Source organism: Yersinia sp. 1652 StPb PI (assembly GCF_041538345.1).
GTDB lineage: Bacteria > Pseudomonadota > Gammaproteobacteria > Enterobacterales > Enterobacteriaceae > Yersinia > Yersinia enterocolitica_E.
In genome coordinates, this window is sequence record NZ_JAULSM010000002.1 from 267,249 (window position 1) to 285,135 (window position 17,887).

Below are 17,887 nucleotides of genomic sequence, written 5' to 3' on the forward strand. Positions count from 1 at the left end.
TCCTTACAGTTGGCGGCCCGTTTCAGGAGTGGATGAACGCTTCGGCTTGTTAACCCGACGCTGTAACTGTTGCGTTATCAAACCCGCGGTATCGAACAACCAATACAACAATTTTGCCAGTACCAGACAGGCACCAAAAATCACGCAGAAAAACACCACGCGTGACACAAACGAATCTAATCCTTCCCGTGCCAATACAATGATGTTAAATACCGCACCAAAACAGAAACTTTGCAGAATTGCCGCTTTATAACGGTTGTTTTCTGCTTTGCCTTGTTCGTAGAGCCAATCGAACCATTTAATGATTAATCCTACGACAATGGCACCCAGTGGAATAAACAGCACCCCGCCCATGACCACCAAAGAACCGATCAGGGTTGGAGAGATAGCCAGCCCGGAGTGATTATCCAGCACATCCCAAGTAAAGTAATTGGCGGTATTAAGTACCAAGTCTGGACGCTCCGGCCAAAGCGAACTGGGAATAAAGACATAAAAATCACGAATAATCGGCGCCAGCCCTTGGAAATCTATTTTGTCGTAGTTTTGTAGCAGCAGCCCTAGGTTTTCCCACGGCGAGAAGGTATCCCGTGTCAGGTAGAGGAAAGTGTAAAATGCCTCTGCGCCGTTCACATCCAAACCATAGCGTTTCAGGGCCAGCCAGAACATACCAACAATCCCAAAGACACCTGCCGCAGCCAACATCCACAACGTTATCCAACCGCGAACGATACCGATAAACAGGAATAATGAGAACGCGATAATGATATTAGCGCGGGTACCGCCGACGATAACATAGGTCAGGATGCCAAACGCCACCGTGCTTGCCAGGAAGAAAAACCAGGCGCGCATATCTTGTTTCAAGAAATAGACCACCAACATCGCCGGGATAAAGAAGTAGAAAAAGCGCTTCAGTGCCACACCCGAAACATCACTGGAGAAGATTTTGCTGTAGGAATCGAGCTTAAACAACAGGAAACCATTTTGCATAAAGAAGATGCCGACAGTGCCAATAGCCACCAGTGCCAACAGTATCCAGGTCAGATTAGTTTCCACCCGATTCATGGTGAATACCGGCGCCCGTGGCTGGCGGCGCGGCTTAGTCAGGCGTGTTTTGTAACTCACATAATAAATGCCATAAAAGGCCGTGGCCGACAGCATTGCATACAATAAGTACTCAACCGGCACCACCGCAACCCCGAACTGAAACACCAGCATACAAGTCAATGGGAAGCCAAAATAGAAAGTCAGCAGGTAAAGCATTGAAAACAGCACATTGAAGTTAAAACGAACCCGCCGAAACTCCTGATAGGTTAATGTCAGGATAAAAATAACTGCCATCAGATAGACACAGAAAAGACCACCAAATTGCCCCAGCGTCATGGGTGTTCTCCTGCGGCCAACGCCAGCGCCTGCTGCCAACCTTCGATATAATTTGGATTAAAGAAAGCGATAGATTGCTTATCCAGCCCGGCTAATTGGCGCTGTGCCTCACGGATCAACGGCTCATCCAATGAGTCACCATAGAAAAGTACCGGAATATGCTGCTCAGCCAAGTCTTGCCAGAAAGGGTTTTTGCGACTCAAGACAAAAGGCACACCAAATTGCGTTAATAAACATAAGGTGCCGATACCTTGCTGCCGATTAAAAATAAAATAGCCCAAATCGCATTCACGCAGGATATTCAGATAATCATCGAACGGGATCTGTTCTGTCAGGAGACGCAGATTTTCTGCGGCAAACAGCGCCAGCCCAGCCTGCCTGACCTGCTCGATATACAGCTCATTATTAGCCGGATACCCCATCGGCAGAATAACCCGGGCATCAGGGCCAAATTGCTGATGAATGGCCTGCAACGCCTCGATATGACGATTGGTGGTATCACCAGAGTTCCCCACCAGAATAGTCATCGGGCCAGCTAACGACTTTTCGATGTTAACCCCCGTCAATGCCGGATCCATACGGGTTGGGAAATAGAGCAACGATGCGGGCACCCGCGGATGACGCTGCTGAAAATGGATTAAATCGCCACGGGTCGCAAAAACATGACCAACCCGCCCTTGAGCAATACGGCGCAATAGGTAAAACAGGCGAAACTTCCAGCTTTTGGCATCTTCATATAAATCAGCGCCCCAGATATGCCAGTAAACCTGGCGTGGCTTGATTTTGCCACTCAGTAGGGCCAGCCACAGGGTGGCATTAAACTGACCATGCCAGAAGAAGCGCGTGCTGCGATCAGCTTGTGCACGGGCGATAACCGCCTCAGCCAAAGCTTTCTTGCTGCTGTGCGTTTCGATATCCAACTGAGGGAATGACGAAAAAGGTGCTGTCTCTTTTGCCGCGACCATAAAATGCCGCACCTGTTCTATCGGCACACGCGTTGTCAGCACGTCATTAAAGAAGCGCAGCACAGTCAGATTATGGTGCGGGATATCAGATCCCAGTACATGAATCAGGGTTGTCATTTTTTTCTACTGTAAAGAGTGTCTACGGTGATGAATGTCTACGATACATAATGAATACGCAGCTACAGAGCGCAAAATAGACGATATAAGTTGCCATATAGGCCTGTGCTGCACCTAAAGAGCCATTCATTGGAATTAACCAATGGGCAAACCCGGTCAACAGTAAGAACTGGCTCACTTCCGTCAGAATGTAAAAGCGCAAAGAGGCTTTGGCAATAACCAGATAGCCAAACACATACGACCCGACTTTCAACACATCACCCACCAACTGCCAGGCAAACAGGTCACGCATGGCGGTAAACTGGTGCGAAAACAGCAGCCAGATAGCAAAATCACGTAACAGCCACACCATCAAACTGGCGGTCGCCACTGCCGGTAAGACAAATTTCAGTGAGCGCAGGATTTCACGAGAGATATCCGCTTTAGCTTTGAGCCTTGAGAGTGTGGGTAGCAAATAGACCGTAAATGACGCCGTAATAAATTGTAGATAAGCATCTGAAATACTGCTTACCCCCTGCCAGATCCCGACGGCATCCCAACCATACCTATCTGCCAGCAAGTTACGCATCATCACATAGGCGACTGGCAAGGTCACTGAGGTAATCAGTGCCATGATAGTAAACTTACCTAAATGGCTGGCTAATGCCTTATCCCAGCTAAGTTTAAGATAACTTAGGGGGATAGTCTTGCGGCGAATCAGCATGGCTGCCGCAGGTATCACCACCAGCGCGGGGACTAATGCCAACCCCACTAATGCGCCGGGATAACCGCCGATACGAAAGCAAAGATAATACGCCACGACACCAATCAGACTGCCGCCTATCACCGCCAGCGCATTACCCATGGCATCGCGATAGCCTTTGAGGATCGCCAAAAACAGGTTGGCGTAGGCAATACCCATCTGGATAAGCGCCACTGCGCGCACCACATTCTGGTAATCCCCATGGCCGAATAACGCAAAACTAACAGGTTTAGCTGCCAGCAAAAAAATTAACGCCAGCAGAGTGGAGAACCCCAACACTATCGCTGCAGAGGTACCCAGTACCGCACGTAAACGTTCAGGTTGTTGATGATATTCAGCAACATACTTAGTAATACCGTTAAAGATACCCGCGCCGGAAAGCACGCCTAATACCGTAATTAGCTGGCGAAAATTACCTGCCTGCCCAACGCCGCTGGGACCAAAGGTCACCGCCAGCAGCTTAACCACTAACAACCCTACGCCGATTTTAATCAGCGTAGAGCCAGCAGTCCAAATCGATGCTTTTGCCAGAGACATATCAGGCGAAGAAACTCAGAACAGTATTAATGACCGTTTTCTGATTCACATCAGTCAGGTTAAAGAAGATAGGCAAGCGAACCAGACGCTCACTCTCCTTGGTGGTAAAGCGGTCTTCACCCGCCATACGGCCAAATGCCTCACCTGCCGGGCAACCATGCAACGGAATATAATGGAATACCGCCATAATCTCAGCTTCTTTTAAGTAGCTGATAAAATTAGAACGATCGTCAATATCGCGTAGTTTGATATAAAACATATGCGCATTTTGCACCACATCACCGGGGATCACTGGCAAATCAATGCGCCCAGCATCAGCCAACGGTTTGAAAGCATCATAATAGGCTTGCCACAGCGCCAAACGGCGTTGGTTAATTTGTTCTGCGGCTTCCAACTGGCCCCACAGATAAGCGGCCTGTAAGTCAGACATCAGATAGCTAGAGCCGATATCACGCCAGGTATATTTATCGACCTGCCCACGGAAGAACTGGCTACGGTTGGTACCTTTTTCGCGAATGATTTCAGCGCGATCTATCAGTAACGGGTCATTAATGAGCGTCGCGCCACCTTCACCGCCAGCCGTGTAATTCTTGGTTTCATGGAAACTAAAGCAGCCGATATGGCCAATAGTCCCTAACGCTTTGCCTTTGTAGGTGGACATCACACCCTGAGCGGCATCTTCTACCACAAACAGATCATGCTTTTTCGCCAACGCCATAATGGTATCCATCTCACAGGCAACACCTGCATAATGGACTGGCACGATAACCTTGGTTTTATCAGTAATCGCCGCTTCAATCTTGGTTTCATCGATATTCATGGTATCTGGGCGGATATCGACAAACACCATTTTTGCCCCACGCAGCACAAAGGCATTCGCGGTGGAAACAAAGGTGAAACTCGGCATGATCACTTCGTCGCCGGGTTTGATATCCAGTAACAACGCAGCCATTTCCAGTGAGGCGGTGCAAGAAGGCGTCAGTAAAACTTTCGGACAACCGAAACGCTGCTCCATCCACTGCTGACAGCGACGGGTAAACCCACCATCACCGCATAATTTACCGCTAGCCATCGCGGCCTGCATATAACCAAGTTCGGTGCCTACTACCGGTGGAGCGTTAAATGGAATCATCTCATCCCCTGCATAACCAATACGCGGTGCTCTCAATAGCAGCACCACTGCGAATATAAAGACGTAAAGCAGCAATATTGCTCATCTGTGTGGCTACCCGTAATCGCTGTAACCCATGACTCTGGCACCACTGCTTTGCCGCCGACATTAACGATGAACCAACACCTTTACCCTGTGCCTCGGGGAATACCGCCAACAAGCCAATACGCGCACTGCCATCTTGCAAGTCTCGTAGCGTCACAAACCCCGCTGGCTGGCCCAACGTATCAGTCACCAATAAACATTGATGGTCGAACGTACCCAATACGGCTTTTTCTGCCCACAATGCATAAAATCGGCCACTGTCCTGCGGGTCATACCACGGCGCACGGAAACGACTTAATGCAAAGGCATTGGTGGCGACGCTGCGCAATTGCGGGATATCCGCCGCCGTTGCAACTCGGTGTCTGGATACAGTGACATCGGCCTCAGATGAAGCATTTTCCGTGCCAATTACATTTTTTACATCAATGGCTAACGAGAGATCGACTTCTCCTTCAACCAGATGGAAATCGAGTTGACCAAGAGAATCAATGAGATCAAGCCGATGGGTAGGTACTTTAGCTTGGGTAAGCGTAAAAGCGTCCAACTCAGCCGGGTTAAGCTGCGGGGCTGAGTCGGAGAAAATCAGTTTTGCACTGTGGCGCTGGAAAAATTCACTTTCCCAGGCCAAGGGCTCAATACTGGCGTGGACGGGCATGTAACAGATCCAATAGATATTTGCCGTAACCGGTTTTGGCTAGTGCAGTCGCCGCACGCCTGACACCGTCATCATCCAACCAGCCATTACGCCAGGAGATCTCTTCCAGACAGGCAATTTTGAAACCTTGCCGTTTTTCAACGGTTTGTACAAAGGTACTGGCCTCAATCAGGCTGTCATGCGTCCCTGTGTCCAGCCAGGCAAAACCACGGCCTAAGAGCTCAACGGTTAATTCATCACGTTCCAGATACATCTGGTTGATACTGGTAATTTCCAGTTCACCACGCGACGATGGTTTGACTTTTTTAGCAAAATCAACCACTTGATTATCATAAAAATAAAGCCCGGTCACCGCCCATTTGGATTTAGGCTGACTTGGTTTCTCTTCGATAGACAACGCGCGGAAATTGTCATCAAACTCCACCACACCAAAACGCTCGGGATCCATCACCTGATAACCGAAAACGGTTGCCCCTTTGGTCCTTTCCGCCACATGTTTCAGTTTCGGGCTAAAACCTTGACCAAAGAAGATATTATCGCCAAGAACCAAGCAGCAAGGTTCATTGCCGATAAATTCTTCCCCGATAATAAATGCCTGTGCCAATCCGTCGGGACTCGGTTGTTCGGCATAACTTAGATGAATGCCAAACTCATCACCATTACCCAGCAAGCGCTGAAATGATGGCAAATCTTCTGGGGTGGAAATAATCAAGACGTCACGGATCCCTGCCAGCATCAGCACTGACAGCGGATAGTAAATCATCGGTTTATCATAGACGGGAAGCAGTTGCTTAGAAACGCCACGGGTGATGGGGTGCAAACGGGTACCGGAACCACCAGCCAGAATTATGCCTTTCATACGATCTCCTGAAACATACAATCTCCTGAAACCATCAGGCAGACGTTATACACAGGCAAAACATCATGCAAACTACTGGATGACGTCATCCCAGTGATTAATAGACTACGAACCTATCGTCAGTCGCTTAAGCCCAAACGCTCACCGGCGTAAGAACCATCCTGAACCCGCCGCCACCACGATTCATTATTCAAATACCACAATACGGTTTTGCGGATGCCACTTTCGAAGGTTTCCTGTGGCCGCCAGCCTAATTCCCGCTCAATTTTGCCGGCATCGATGGCATAGCGCATATCGTGGCCTGGACGGTCTTTGACATAAGTAATCAGGTCACGGTAATGCACAATTCCGGCCGGTTTGGTGGGGATAAGTTCATCCAGAAGTGTACAAATGGTCTCAACCACCTCAATATTTTTGCGCTCATTATGGCCGCCAATATTGTATGTTTCGCCCACCACACCTTCGGTAACCACCTGATACAAAGCCCGTGCGTGGTCTTCGACATACAACCAGTCGCGTACCTGTGCGCCATTGCCATACACCGGTAACGGTTTACCCGCCAGCGCATTCAGAATAACCAGCGGTATCAACTTCTCAGGGAAATGATAGGGACCATAGTTATTTGAGCAATTAGTTACCAGCGTCGGTAGGCCATAAGTCCGCAACCAGGCACGAACTAAATGGTCACTGGACGCCTTAGACGCTGAATAGGGGCTGCTTGGCGCATAAGGTGTGGTTTCGGTAAACAGATCATCCGTACCATGCAGATCGCCATACACCTCATCAGTTGAGATATGGTGGAAGCGAAATGCTAATTTCGCCTCAGCGTGCAGTTGCTGCCAATAATGGCGCGCCGCTTCTAACATAGTGTAAGTGCCCACCACATTAGTTTCGATAAAAGCCGCTGGGCCATCAATCGAGCGGTCCACATGACTTTCTGCCGCCAGATGCATCACCACATCCGGCTGATAGTGCGCAAAAACCCGATCCAATTCGGCGCGATCGCAGATATCTACCTGTTCAAACGCATAACGTTCGCTCTGGGCGACAACAGCCAATGACTCCAGATTTCCGGCGTAGGTGAGCTTATCCACCACCACTACGCTGTCTGAAGTATCATCGATAATATGTCTTACCACCGCAGAGCCGATAAAACCGGCCCCGCCTGTGACTAGAATGCGTCTCAACGCCATACTCCTTTGGTGTCAACAATCCACGATTGCTTCACATCTTCAGGTTTAATTGCTTTGAATTGGCGGTGATCGACCAACATCACCAGCACATCCGCTTGCTGCAACGCAGTCGCGGTGTCTTTCAGTGTCACGTGACCTGCCAGTGATTTTGGCAGTTGCTCAACATTAGGTTCAACTACCAATGTTTCGCCGATATGCCATTCGGCGATCAAATGGGCAATTTCGACTGCCGGGCTTTCACGCAGGTCATCAATATTGGGTTTAAATGCCAAGCCAAAGCAGGCAATTTTCACTTCAGAAGCACGTTTATTGGTGGCTGCCAAACAATCAGCAACAGCGGTTTTAACCCGATCCACGACCCACAATGGTTTGCCGTCATTCACCAAACGTGCTGTATGGATCAAACGAGCTAATTGTGGATTTTGTGAAACGATAAACCACGGATCAACTGCGATACAGTGGCCACCCACACCTGGGCCTGGCTGCAAAATATTTACGCGTGGATGACGGTTCGCCAAGCGAATCAGCTCCCACACATTGATGCCCTGTTCATCACAAATCAGTGACAATTCATTGGCAAAAGCAATGTTAACATCGCGGAAGCTGTTTTCTGTCAGCTTACACATCTCAGCGGTGCGGGAGTTAGTCACCACACATTCGCCTTCGAGGAAGATTTTATACAACTCACTGGCGCGGGCAGAACATTTCGGCGTCATACCACCGATAACACGGTCATTCTGAATCAGTTCAACCATGACCTGGCCGGGTAACACACGTTCAGGGCAGTAGGCGATGTTGATATCAGCATCTTCACCGGCTTGCTGTGGGAAGCTCAGATCCGGGCGCACTTCAGCCAGCCATTGGGCCATTTGTTCAGTCGCACCAACTGGAGAGGTGGATTCCAGAATGACCAGATCACCTTTTTTCAATACTGGGGCGATAGATTTAGCAGCTGATTCAACATAAACCATATCCGGTTCGTGATCGCCTTTAAACGGTGTCGGTACGGCAATAAGAAACGCATCAGCTGCCAGCGGTTTGGTCACCGCTTGCAGGTAACCGCCTTCAACAGCAATCTTCACCACTTTGTCTAAATCCGGCTCCACGATATGGATAGCACCGCGATTAATGGTTTCAACAGCATGGGCGTTGACATCAACCCCAATCACTTTCTTCTTGCGCGACGCGAAAGCAGCAGCAGTTGGCAGACCAATGTACCCAAGACCGATAACAGAAATAGTTTCAAAACTCATAACGTCACCTGATGATTCTTTAAAGCTTCAAGGATGCGTTGACAGGCATGCCCGTCACCGTAAGGATTATGCGCCCGTGTCATTTGATGATAGGCAGTTTCATCAGTGAGCAAGCGGGTCACTGCATCGACAATTTTATTAATATTAGTGCCAACCAACAGAACCGTACCGGAATCGACTGCTTCCGGGCGTTCGGTGGTATCACGCATCACCAACACCGGCTTACCTAATGAAGGCGCTTCTTCCTGAATACCGCCAGAATCGGTCAGAATCAGGTAAGCGTGGTTCATCAGATAAACGAATGGCAAGTAATCTTGCGGGTCAATCAGAATGATATTATCAATACCCTTCAAGATGCGATTGACCGGCTCACTGACATTCGGGTTGAGATGCACCGGATAAACCACCTGCACCTCGGGGTGCTTAAGGGCAATTTCAGCTAACGCACTGCAAATCCGCTCAAAACCACCACCAAAGCTCTCACGACGGTGACCCGTGACCAAAATCATCTTCTTACTGATATCAAGGAACGGGTAGCGTTGCGCCAGGCTGGAGCGTAACTCCGGGTTATTCATCACCCGATCCCGCACCCAGAACAGCGCATCGATCACCGTATTGCCGGTGACAAAAATGCGGTTCTCCGGCACCATCTCACGGAGCAGGTTTTGGCGGGAATTCTCGGTCGGTGCGAAATGGTACATAGCAAGATGCCCCGTCAGTTGACGGTTGGCCTCTTCCGGCCACGGAGAATAGAGATTCCCTGTGCGCAATCCCGCCTCGACGTGGCCGACAGGAATACGGTGATAAAATGCCGCCAGGCTGGTTGATAGTGTCGTGGTCGTATCGCCATGAACTAAAATAACGTCTGGCTTAAATTCTGCCAGAACAGGCTTTAACCCTTCCAAAATACGGCAGGTTATTTCCGTCAATCCCTGTCCCGGCTTCATGATATTTAAATCATAGTCCGGTTGAATCTCAAATAAGCGTAACACTTGATCCAGCATCTCGCGATGCTGGGCCGTCACGCAGACTCTCGATTCAAAGGCTTCATCCTGAGCCAAGGCATGCACCAGAGGAGCCATCTTAATGGCTTCAGGCCGGGTGCCAAAAACAGTCAACACTTTCACAGTGAATCTCTTTAAGGTCAGTTAGCCGCAGACAACGCCTGCAAGTTGGGCGCACAATGCGCCCATTAACGATTTATACTCTTTTTACTTGGCACTGCTACATGGCCGCTTTACCCGACGGCAACGCCAATGAATTACGCTGGTATACTGGTACGACGAACCAACACCACGCCAGCCCCAACCAGTGCGCCAATCGCACCCCACATAATCAGCAGGAAAATACGGCGCGGACTATCACGGGTAACTGGATCTTCCGGTGTACGTAAGTAGCGATATGTCTGGAACGTTTTATCCAACGTTGGACCGACGTTCAATGTTGCCAGCATGGCACGGTTCTGATCGTAATCAATATCAAAACTTGGTCCGGTAGCCTGTAATGTTTCCAAACGGGCTTCAAGCATCGGTTTACCCAGCATAAACATCTTGGAATCTGGTAACTGCTCTGCCGGAGTATCCGTTTGGTTTCGGTTAATTCCTTGCTGACCTGCGACTTTCAATGCTTGCTTAACTGCCGTCACTTCACGATCAAACACCGCTTGAGCGACCGCTTCTTGCCGTTTAACTTGTGCTTTCATCGATTGAGTACGAGCCGCCCATGCCCCTTGAATCTCATCGTTCAAATGGCTGGCAGCACGCTGACTGGCAAAATCAATATAACCACGAAGTAATTTATTGGAATCACTGGCCGTTTCTGCCGTCAATTTAATGCTGTCATTCAGCATTTTTTTGTCATCGCGTGGGGTGAAAACAATATTGTTTATCAGCTCATCCAGTAATGCGGCATCAGCCTTGGCATCACCTTCCAGACGCTGTTTGTAGTAATCACTTTGCAGCCAGAAATCACGACGGGTATCGTAAGCCGCAAGTTGGGTAATAAACTCACCATAAGCTTCGTCAGAGATACCGGGTTGTTCACTGGCAACTCCGCTATTAATGCGAGTATCCAGATTACGTAAAAACTGCTGCTGAGAATAAAAACCACCCAAATTATTGACTGTTGGCCGGTCAGTAATGGCTGTCGCACTCCACTGTTGTTTCACCAGATAGGAAACACCCAGCGCGATCGCAGCAAAAAGAATTGCCATACCGATAATCCACACCTTACCGCGCCAAAGAGTACGGAACAGGCTGCGGATATCTAATTCGTTATCCACAGTAGGCTCATTATTGGTAGACCCTGTTTTATCAGTCGACATAGATTCTGGTTTCATCACTGCCTAAAAGCCTCAGGTTAAGATTCATGCTTATTTTGCGATGCACGACGCATCCGACGCTTCATCCGTTTGATAAAACGTGCCACACGCCATGCTCGTTTAATGCAGTAGCCATACAACAGAAATGCAAGCAAGAATAATGCCAACATCACCCATTCAGGGACAAATGTCAGCCTTTCGCCAATAACACCAATCGCCGCTAACAACGCTGCCGCCAGTGTAATTAAGACAAATGCCTGCCGTGAGGTAAAACCGGCACGCATAATCAAGTGGTGGATATGTTGACGGTCTGGTGAGAAAGGACTCATTCCTTTACGTAAACGCCGGTACATGATGGCAATCATATCCATCAATGGAATTGCAATAATCCATAATGCAGTCACCGGGTTAATCGGATGGGAATTCCCTTGTGTGGTTTGCAGCAACATCCAAATAGCGGTGAAGCCAATTAGCGTACTGCCCGCATCACCCATAAAGACTTTATAGCGACGCCCTAATAACCCAAGGTTTAACAGAATATAAGGCAAGATAGCGGCTATCATGGCAAAGCACCATAATGCCAATGCCATCAGCCCGCTTTGATACAATAGAATACCCATGGCACCGAAAGAGACACAAGACAGCCCCCCCAGTAAACCATCAATACCATCCACCATATTGAAAGCATTTATCGCCGCCCACACCGCGAACAGTGTGACGACATAGCCAAATGGCCCTAATGACATCTCCCACGGACCAAAAGCATGTCCCAGGCTCCGCAAATAGAGCCCCGCTACTGCCATCATGGCGATACCCACCAATGCCTGAACAAAGGCACGGATTTTTACACTGATATCAAAGCGATCATCTAAAGCACCAATGAACACCAATAAACCGGCGCAACCGAGATAGAGTCGGAAATGAGGGATCTGCTGATTGGTTATCAGAAAGGTAAAACAAATACCCGCAAACACGGATATTCCGCCCACTAATGGAATCAACCCTTGGTGACGTTTGCGATAATTAGGTTTATCAACGAGTCCGATTTTCTTGGCAACTTTGCGAGCAACAAATAAAAATGCCAGAGAAAACAGGAATATAACAAATATTTCAGTACTCATAGTGAGTAAGTTCACGTTTAACCGCTCTCTGCAAAAATGATACGACAGCTTAGCATGCGGCTTGGCGCATACCATGCCTTCCCCACGCTTTCAGTTATTTCCGAATATGATGACAGCCTTGCTTGTTATTCCCAACTCTATTTTTTGCTATTTTCTCATTGGTAATGAGAATAACTACCAAAATAGCCATAAATTATGGAATGCCTATCACTTAATGGATAACAAGCCCAACTATCGTATATTCCAAAAGCAAAAAACGCCACGACTGTGCGTGGCGTTTTGACTGATTTTACTCGACTTACGAACGTCTCATATTATCGAAGAACTGATCGTTAGTTTTCGCTGTTGCCAGTTTACTGATGAGGAACTCCATCGCATCGATTTCACCCATTGGATGAAGAATACGGCGCAAGATCCACATTTTTTGCAGCTCTTCAGTGGTGGTCAGCAGCTCTTCTTTACGTGTACCAGAGCGGTTGAAATCGATGGCTGGGAACACACGTTTTTCGGCAATTTTGCGCGATAAATGCAGTTCCATGTTGCCGGTACCTTTAAATTCTTCATAGATAACTTCATCCATTTTAGAACCGGTATCAACCAATGCCGTGGCAATGATGGTCAGGCTACCGCCCTCTTCAACATTACGTGCAGCACCAAAGAAACGCTTAGGACGATGCAAGGCATTAGCATCCACACCACCTGTCAGCACTTTACCTGAAGCAGGAACCACGGTGTTGTATGCTCGGGCCAGACGAGTAATGGAGTCCAGCAAAATGATAACGTCTTTTTTGTGCTCAACCAGACGTTTCGCTTTCTCGATAACCATTTCAGCTACCTGAACGTGACGGGATGCTGGCTCATCAAAAGTGGAAGCAATAACTTCACCCTTAACCAGACGTTGCATCTCAGTCACTTCTTCAGGACGTTCGTCAATCAGCAATACCATCAAGACGCAATCAGGGTGATTGTAAGCAATGCTGGTAGCGATGTTCTGCAACAGCATAGTTTTACCCGCTTTAGGCGGTGCCACAATCAGACCACGTTGACCGCGACCGATTGGCGAGGCCAAATCAAGTACACGGGCAGTTAAATCTTCCGTCGAACCATTACCACGTTCCATGCGCAGACGAGAGTTGGCATGTAATGGGGTTAAGTTTTCGAACAGGATTTTGTTACGGGCGTTTTCCGGTTTGTCGTAGTTAACTTCGTTAACTTTTAACAATGCAAAATAACGCTCACCCTCTTTCGGCGGACGAATCTTACCGGCAACGGTATCACCAGTGCGAAGGTTGAAACGGCGAATTTGGCTTGGGGATACATAGATGTCGTCGGGACCGGCGAGGTAGGAGCTGTCTGCAGAGCGGAGGAAACCAAATCCATCCTGCAATATCTCCAATACACCGTCACCGAAGATATCTTCTCCACTTTTCGCGTGCTGCTTAAGAATAGAGAAAATAATATCTTGTTTACGCATCCGGGCCAGGTTTTCCAGCCCCATATTTTCGCCAAGTGTTATCAGATCAGAAACCGGCGTGTTCTTTAATTCGGTAAGATTCATAATGGTGGGTTCTTAAACTCGGGGTATGTCTCGAACTATGGTCGTGAATGGTATGGCAGCGTCATCCGTGCCTGTTTAATGGGACATTCAATCACCGGCCTTGAGCAAACTACGCAAGTAATGACTTACGCGGGATTTGCGCGACACAACGGTCAAAAGATTGAAGGTACCTTAGACTGATTTGTAAAACCGTTAGACTGTCAAAAAACTGATTGAGTTCATAATCATTCTCAACACACATTATTTCGACATAGAGTAAAGCTTTAGATTCAAACTATTTAGGTGCTACAGACTATTTATTAGATGCTAAAGAGTAAATTAGATACTAAAGAATAAGCTAGATGCTATAAACCCGGACTCGATACACAGGAATGTTCTATATGCAGTAGAGTAAACTTAACACGCTTCTTTGCAGGCGTCTAGCGGTCAGTGTGAGAAATCACAACTGCCGCTAAACATACCCTACAGCCTTGCAGCCACAGCCGTGTTAGCCGCTATTACAACTCAGCCCATCCATGAACCTCACCTCGTTGAGCCCGCTGCAAACAGTGCTCAAATCTGCTTCTGGCAGATTTGTCGCCCGAATCACTAACCTTAGTCAGCTCATCGAAGCTTACTTGCTGCAACGCCAACGACTTTGGGTATTGACGGCTAATACCGCTTACAGATTTGCATCCAAGAAGGCTTTAAGCTGGCCTTTAGACAAGGCACCCACTTTGGTGGCCACTACTTCACCGTCACGGAATAACAACAGTGTAGGGATACCACGGATACCGTATTTCGGTGCCGTGCCCTGATTGTCATCAATATTCAATTTAGTGATGGTCAGTCTGCCTTCGTACTCTTCAGCAATTTCATCCAAAATCGGAGCAATCATCTTGCACGGACCACACCATTCAGCCCAGAAATCGACCAGAACCAGGCCGCTGGCTTTCAGCACGTCAGTGTCGAAGCTGTCGTCACTCAGGTGAATAATTTTATCGCTCATGTTCTACTCCAAAGGATTGTGTCTACCTCGTTGGTGTAGCATTAACCAACAATAGGATGACTTTATTTCACCGGATACGCTTTCGTAAAGCAATAGTTAGCTGATATTCTACCACACTATGAGCAAAACACACTTGACCGAACTGAAGTTTTCCGACTTCGCCCTGCACCCGCTAGTTATAGAAGCTCTTGAAAACAAAGGGTTTCATAACTGTACGCCGATCCAGGCGTTAGCATTGCCACTCACCCTCTCTGGGCGTGATGTAGCGGGTCAGGCGCAAACAGGTACCGGCAAGACGCTGGCATTCTTAGCGTCTACTTTCCATTATTTGCTTTCTCACCCGGCTGAAGAGGGTCGCCAGACTAATCAACCACGCGCATTGATTATGGCACCAACGCGTGAATTAGCAGTACAAATTCACTCCGATGCGGAATCACTTTCCCAGATGACTGGCCTGAAATTAGGCTTGGCTTATGGTGGTGACGGCTACGATAAACAGCTTAAAGTGCTGGAAAGTGGCGTTGACATTCTGATCGGTACTACTGGCCGTTTAATCGACTACGCGAAACAAAATTATATTAACCTCGGTGCGATTCAGGTTGTGGTCCTGGATGAAGCTGATCGGATGTACGATCTAGGCTTTATTAAAGATATCCGCTGGCTGTTCCGCCGTATGCCTTCCGTTGATAAACGTTTAAACATGTTGTTCTCTGCCACACTCTCGTACCGGGTACGTGAATTGGCATTCGAACAAATGAATAACGCTGAATATGTTGAAGTGGAACCGTTACAAAAAACCGGCCACCGCATTCAGGAAGAGCTGTTCTACCCTTCAAATGAAGAAAAAATGCGTCTGCTTCAGACGTTGATTGAAGAAGAGTGGCCAGACCGCTGTATTATTTTTGCCAATACCAAACATCGTTGTGAAGAGATCTGGGGTCACCTGGCTGCTGATGGTCATCGTGTTGGTTTACTGACCGGTGATGTGGCACAGAAAAAACGCCTGCGTATTCTGGAAGATTTCACCAAAGGTGATTTGGATATTCTGGTTGCTACCGATGTTGCCGCCCGTGGCTTGCACATTCCACTGGTCACCCATGTGTTCAACTATGACCTGCCTGACGACTGTGAAGACTATGTTCACCGCATTGGCCGTACCGGTCGTGCTGGCGAAAGTGGTCATTCTATCAGCCTGGCATGTGAAGAGTACGCGTTAAACTTACCGGCTATCGAGACCTACACCGGTCATAGCATTCCGGTAAGCAAATATAATAGCGATGCGCTATTAACTGATTTGCCGGCGCCAAAACGTCTGGCCCGTACCCGTACCGGGAATGGCCCACGCCGTAACTCTGCCCCACGTCGCAGTGGTGCACCACGGAATAACCGTAAGCGACCGAGCTGATAAATGATGCTAAGTTCCACCTCACTTTATGCTGCCATCGATCTTGGCTCCAACAGTTTCCATATGTTGGTAGTACGTGAGGTGGCAGGCAGTATCCAGACGTTGGCCCGAATCAAGCGGAAAGTCCGTCTGGCTGCGGGTCTGGATAGTCAAAACCATTTATCACAAGAAGCGATGGAACGCGGCTGGCAATGTCTGAAGCTCTTTTCAGAACGTTTGCAGGACATTCCTTTGGACCAGATCCGGGTGGTTGCAACTGCAACCCTGCGTCTTGCCTCAAATGCTGAAGAGTTCCTGCAAACTGCAATCGACATTCTTGGTTGTCCGATTCAGGTCATCAGTGGCGAAGAAGAAGCTCGTCTGATTTATCACGGTGTGGCACATACCACCGGTGGGCCGGAGCAGCGTCTGGTGGTGGATATCGGCGGTGGTAGCACCGAACTGGTCACCGGCAATGGTGCTCAAGCGAACATTCTCGTCAGTTTATCAATGGGTTGCGTCACCTGGCTGGAACGTTATTTTAGCGATCGCAATCTGGCAAAAGACAATTTTGAGCGTGCGGAACTGGCTGCACGTGAGATGATCAAACCGGTCGCGAAACGTTTTCGTGACCATGGCTGGCAAATTTGTGTTGGAGCATCGGGTACGGTTCAGGCCCTACAAGAAATTATGGTTGCTCAGGGCATGGATGAACTGATCACGCTGGCCAAATTACAACAGCTCAAGCAGAGAGCCATTCAGTGCGGCAAGTTGGAAGAACTGGAGATTCCCGGTTTAACACTAGAGCGAGCGCTGGTTTTCCCCAGTGGTTTGTCTATCTTGATTGCGATATTTCAGGAACTGGCAATTGACAGTATGACACTGGCTGGCGGCGCGCTGCGCGAAGGGCTAGTCTACGGCATGCTTCATTTACCGGTCGAGCAAGATATTCGTAGCCGGACAGTGCGCAATTTGCAGCGCCGTTATTTACTCGATATCGAACAAGCCAAACGCGTGAGCAAGTTAGCCGATAACTTTTTTTTACAGGTAGAAAAAGAGTGGCAACTCGATAATCGATGTCGGGAGTTATTGCAAAATGCCTGTTTGATTCATGAAATTGGTCTAAGTGTCGATTTTAAACGTGCTCCCCAACATGCTGCTTATCTGATCCGCAATCTAGACCTACCCGGCTTTACCCCCGCGCAAAAGCTATTACTGTCCGCATTGTTGCAAAATCAGAGTGATACTCTCGATTTGTCCCTGTTGAATCAGCAGAATGCATTGCCGGTGAATATGGCACAACATCTGTGTCGAATCCTGCGTCTGTCGATTATTTTCTCCAGCCGTCGGCGGGATGATACCTTACCAGCTGTCAGGCTACGGGCCACGGGCGAGGCTCTTTATGTGCTGCTACCTCATGGCTGGTTACAACAGCACCCTTATCGAGCAGAAGCACTGGAACAGGAAAGCCATTGGCAAAGCTATGTCCAATGGCCACTGTCATTAGAAGAACTTAATTAAATTCTTTGCTGTTGGGCGGCCTGGGTCGCCCTATCCCTCATCCTTCACACTGAAATCTCTACAAAACCATTAGATTGT

At 48.4% G+C, this 17,887-nt stretch carries 15 protein-coding genes; 2 read left to right on the forward strand and 13 right to left on the reverse strand.

The window, feature by feature from the left end; translation table 11 throughout:
• Nucleotides 1–3 precede the first annotated feature (3 nt).
• From wzyE to trxA, 13 genes are all read right to left on the reverse strand, one after another.
• Nucleotides 4–1,380, reverse strand: a complete 1,377-nt coding sequence (gene wzyE / locus Q2T71_RS17840; RefSeq protein WP_372560076.1) for an ECA oligosaccharide polymerase — start codon at nucleotides 1,378–1,380, stop codon at nucleotides 4–6.
• Nucleotides 1,377–2,462, reverse strand: coding sequence for a TDP-N-acetylfucosamine:lipid II N-acetylfucosaminyltransferase (locus tag Q2T71_RS17845; RefSeq protein ID WP_372560077.1), 1,086 nt, complete (start codon nucleotides 2,460–2,462; stop codon nucleotides 1,377–1,379). The genes wzyE and Q2T71_RS17845 overlap by 4 nt, the downstream gene beginning before the upstream one ends.
• Nucleotides 2,463–2,484: 22 nt before the next feature.
• Complete coding sequence (gene wzxE / locus Q2T71_RS17850) at nucleotides 2,485–3,741, reverse strand: lipid III flippase WzxE (RefSeq protein ID WP_372560078.1); 1,257 nt, start codon at nucleotides 3,739–3,741, stop codon at nucleotides 2,485–2,487.
• 1 nt (nucleotide 3,742) lies between these two features.
• Nucleotides 3,743–4,873: a dTDP-4-amino-4,6-dideoxygalactose transaminase gene (rffA, locus tag Q2T71_RS17855; RefSeq protein ID WP_372560079.1), complete on the reverse strand. Its 1,131-nt coding sequence runs from the start codon at nucleotides 4,871–4,873 to the stop codon at nucleotides 3,743–3,745.
• A 1-nt stretch (nucleotide 4,874) separates the two neighbouring features.
• Nucleotides 4,875–5,612 (reverse strand): dTDP-4-amino-4,6-dideoxy-D-galactose acyltransferase, encoded by a 738-nt coding sequence (gene rffC, locus Q2T71_RS17860; protein WP_372560080.1) that lies wholly within the window; start codon nucleotides 5,610–5,612, stop codon nucleotides 4,875–4,877.
• Nucleotides 5,590–6,471, reverse strand: coding sequence for a glucose-1-phosphate thymidylyltransferase RfbA (rfbA, locus tag Q2T71_RS17865; RefSeq protein WP_372560081.1), 882 nt, complete (start codon nucleotides 6,469–6,471; stop codon nucleotides 5,590–5,592). The genes rffC and rfbA overlap by 23 nt, the downstream gene beginning before the upstream one ends.
• 119 nt (nucleotides 6,472–6,590) lie before the next feature.
• Entirely contained in the window at nucleotides 6,591–7,664 is a 1,074-nt protein-coding gene (gene rffG / locus Q2T71_RS17870; protein WP_372560082.1) for a dTDP-glucose 4,6-dehydratase, read from the reverse strand.
• On the reverse strand, nucleotides 7,655–8,917 hold the full coding sequence (gene wecC / locus Q2T71_RS17875; protein ID WP_372560083.1) for a UDP-N-acetyl-D-mannosamine dehydrogenase: 1,263 nt from the start codon (nucleotides 8,915–8,917) through the stop codon (nucleotides 7,655–7,657). Before wecC ends, rffG begins: the two co-directional genes overlap by 10 nt.
• Entirely contained in the window at nucleotides 8,914–10,044 is a 1,131-nt protein-coding gene (gene wecB, locus Q2T71_RS17880; protein ID WP_372560084.1) for a non-hydrolyzing UDP-N-acetylglucosamine 2-epimerase, read from the reverse strand. Before wecB ends, wecC begins: the two co-directional genes overlap by 4 nt.
• A gap of 134 nt (nucleotides 10,045–10,178) precedes the next feature.
• On the reverse strand, nucleotides 10,179–11,255 hold the full coding sequence (gene wzzE, locus Q2T71_RS17885) for an ECA polysaccharide chain length modulation protein (RefSeq protein ID WP_372560085.1): 1,077 nt from the start codon (nucleotides 11,253–11,255) through the stop codon (nucleotides 10,179–10,181).
• Nucleotides 11,256–11,275: 20 nt separating this feature from the next.
• On the reverse strand, nucleotides 11,276–12,373 hold the full coding sequence (gene wecA / locus Q2T71_RS17890) for a UDP-N-acetylglucosamine--undecaprenyl-phosphate N-acetylglucosaminephosphotransferase (RefSeq protein WP_372560086.1): 1,098 nt from the start codon (nucleotides 12,371–12,373) through the stop codon (nucleotides 11,276–11,278).
• A 283-nt stretch (nucleotides 12,374–12,656) separates the two neighbouring features.
• Nucleotides 12,657–13,916 (reverse strand): transcription termination factor Rho, encoded by a 1,260-nt coding sequence (gene rho, locus Q2T71_RS17895; RefSeq protein WP_004704159.1) that lies wholly within the window; start codon nucleotides 13,914–13,916, stop codon nucleotides 12,657–12,659.
• Nucleotides 13,917–14,577: 661 nt separating this feature from the next.
• Nucleotides 14,578–14,904: a thioredoxin TrxA gene (trxA, locus tag Q2T71_RS17900; protein WP_004714235.1), complete on the reverse strand. Its 327-nt coding sequence runs from the start codon at nucleotides 14,902–14,904 to the stop codon at nucleotides 14,578–14,580.
• Nucleotides 14,905–15,022: 118 nt separating this feature from the next.
• Here trxA and rhlB point away from each other — a divergent pair, with 118 nt between their 5' ends.
• Together rhlB and ppx are read left to right on the forward strand one after the other, a co-directional pair.
• A complete protein-coding gene (rhlB, locus tag Q2T71_RS17905) occupies nucleotides 15,023–16,309 on the forward strand; it encodes an ATP-dependent RNA helicase RhlB (protein ID WP_005190253.1) in 1,287 nt (428 codons plus the stop codon).
• A 6-nt stretch (nucleotides 16,310–16,315) separates the two neighbouring features.
• Nucleotides 16,316–17,809 carry an exopolyphosphatase gene (gene ppx, locus Q2T71_RS17910; protein WP_372560668.1) on the forward strand — a complete coding sequence of 498 codons (1,494 nt, stop codon included), beginning with the start codon at nucleotides 16,316–16,318 and terminating at the stop codon, nucleotides 17,807–17,809.
• Nucleotides 17,810–17,887: the final 78 nt, after the last annotated feature.

What these genes read in the sequence shown, in the direction of transcription:
- rfbA (WP_372560081.1), bottom strand. Translation starts at nt 6,471, where the DNA reads ATGAAAGGCATAATTCTGGCTGGTGGTTCCGGTACCCGTTTGCACCCC.
- wecC (WP_372560083.1), bottom strand. Translation starts at nt 8,917, where the DNA reads ATGAGTTTTGAAACTATTTCTGTTATCGGTCTTGGGTACATTGGTCTG.
- rffC (WP_372560080.1), bottom strand. Translation starts at nt 5,612, where the DNA reads ATGCCCGTCCACGCCAGTATTGAGCCCTTGGCCTGGGAAAGTGAATTT.
- rffA (WP_372560079.1), bottom strand. Translation starts at nt 4,873, where the DNA reads ATGATTCCATTTAACGCTCCACCGGTAGTAGGCACCGAACTTGGTTAT.
- rffG (WP_372560082.1), bottom strand. Translation starts at nt 7,664, where the DNA reads ATGGCGTTGAGACGCATTCTAGTCACAGGCGGGGCCGGTTTTATCGGC.
- ppx (WP_372560668.1), top strand. Translation starts at nt 16,316, where the DNA reads ATGCTAAGTTCCACCTCACTTTATGCTGCCATCGATCTTGGCTCCAAC.
- wzxE (WP_372560078.1), bottom strand. Translation starts at nt 3,741, where the DNA reads ATGTCTCTGGCAAAAGCATCGATTTGGACTGCTGGCTCTACGCTGATT.
- rho (WP_004704159.1), bottom strand. Translation starts at nt 13,916, where the DNA reads ATGAATCTTACCGAATTAAAGAACACGCCGGTTTCTGATCTGATAACA.
- trxA (WP_004714235.1), bottom strand. Translation starts at nt 14,904, where the DNA reads ATGAGCGATAAAATTATTCACCTGAGTGACGACAGCTTCGACACTGAC.
- Q2T71_RS17845 (WP_372560077.1), bottom strand. Translation starts at nt 2,462, where the DNA reads ATGACAACCCTGATTCATGTACTGGGATCTGATATCCCGCACCATAAT.
- wzyE (WP_372560076.1), bottom strand. Translation starts at nt 1,380, where the DNA reads ATGACGCTGGGGCAATTTGGTGGTCTTTTCTGTGTCTATCTGATGGCA.
- rhlB (WP_005190253.1), top strand. Translation starts at nt 15,023, where the DNA reads ATGAGCAAAACACACTTGACCGAACTGAAGTTTTCCGACTTCGCCCTG.
- wzzE (WP_372560085.1), bottom strand. Translation starts at nt 11,255, where the DNA reads ATGAAACCAGAATCTATGTCGACTGATAAAACAGGGTCTACCAATAAT.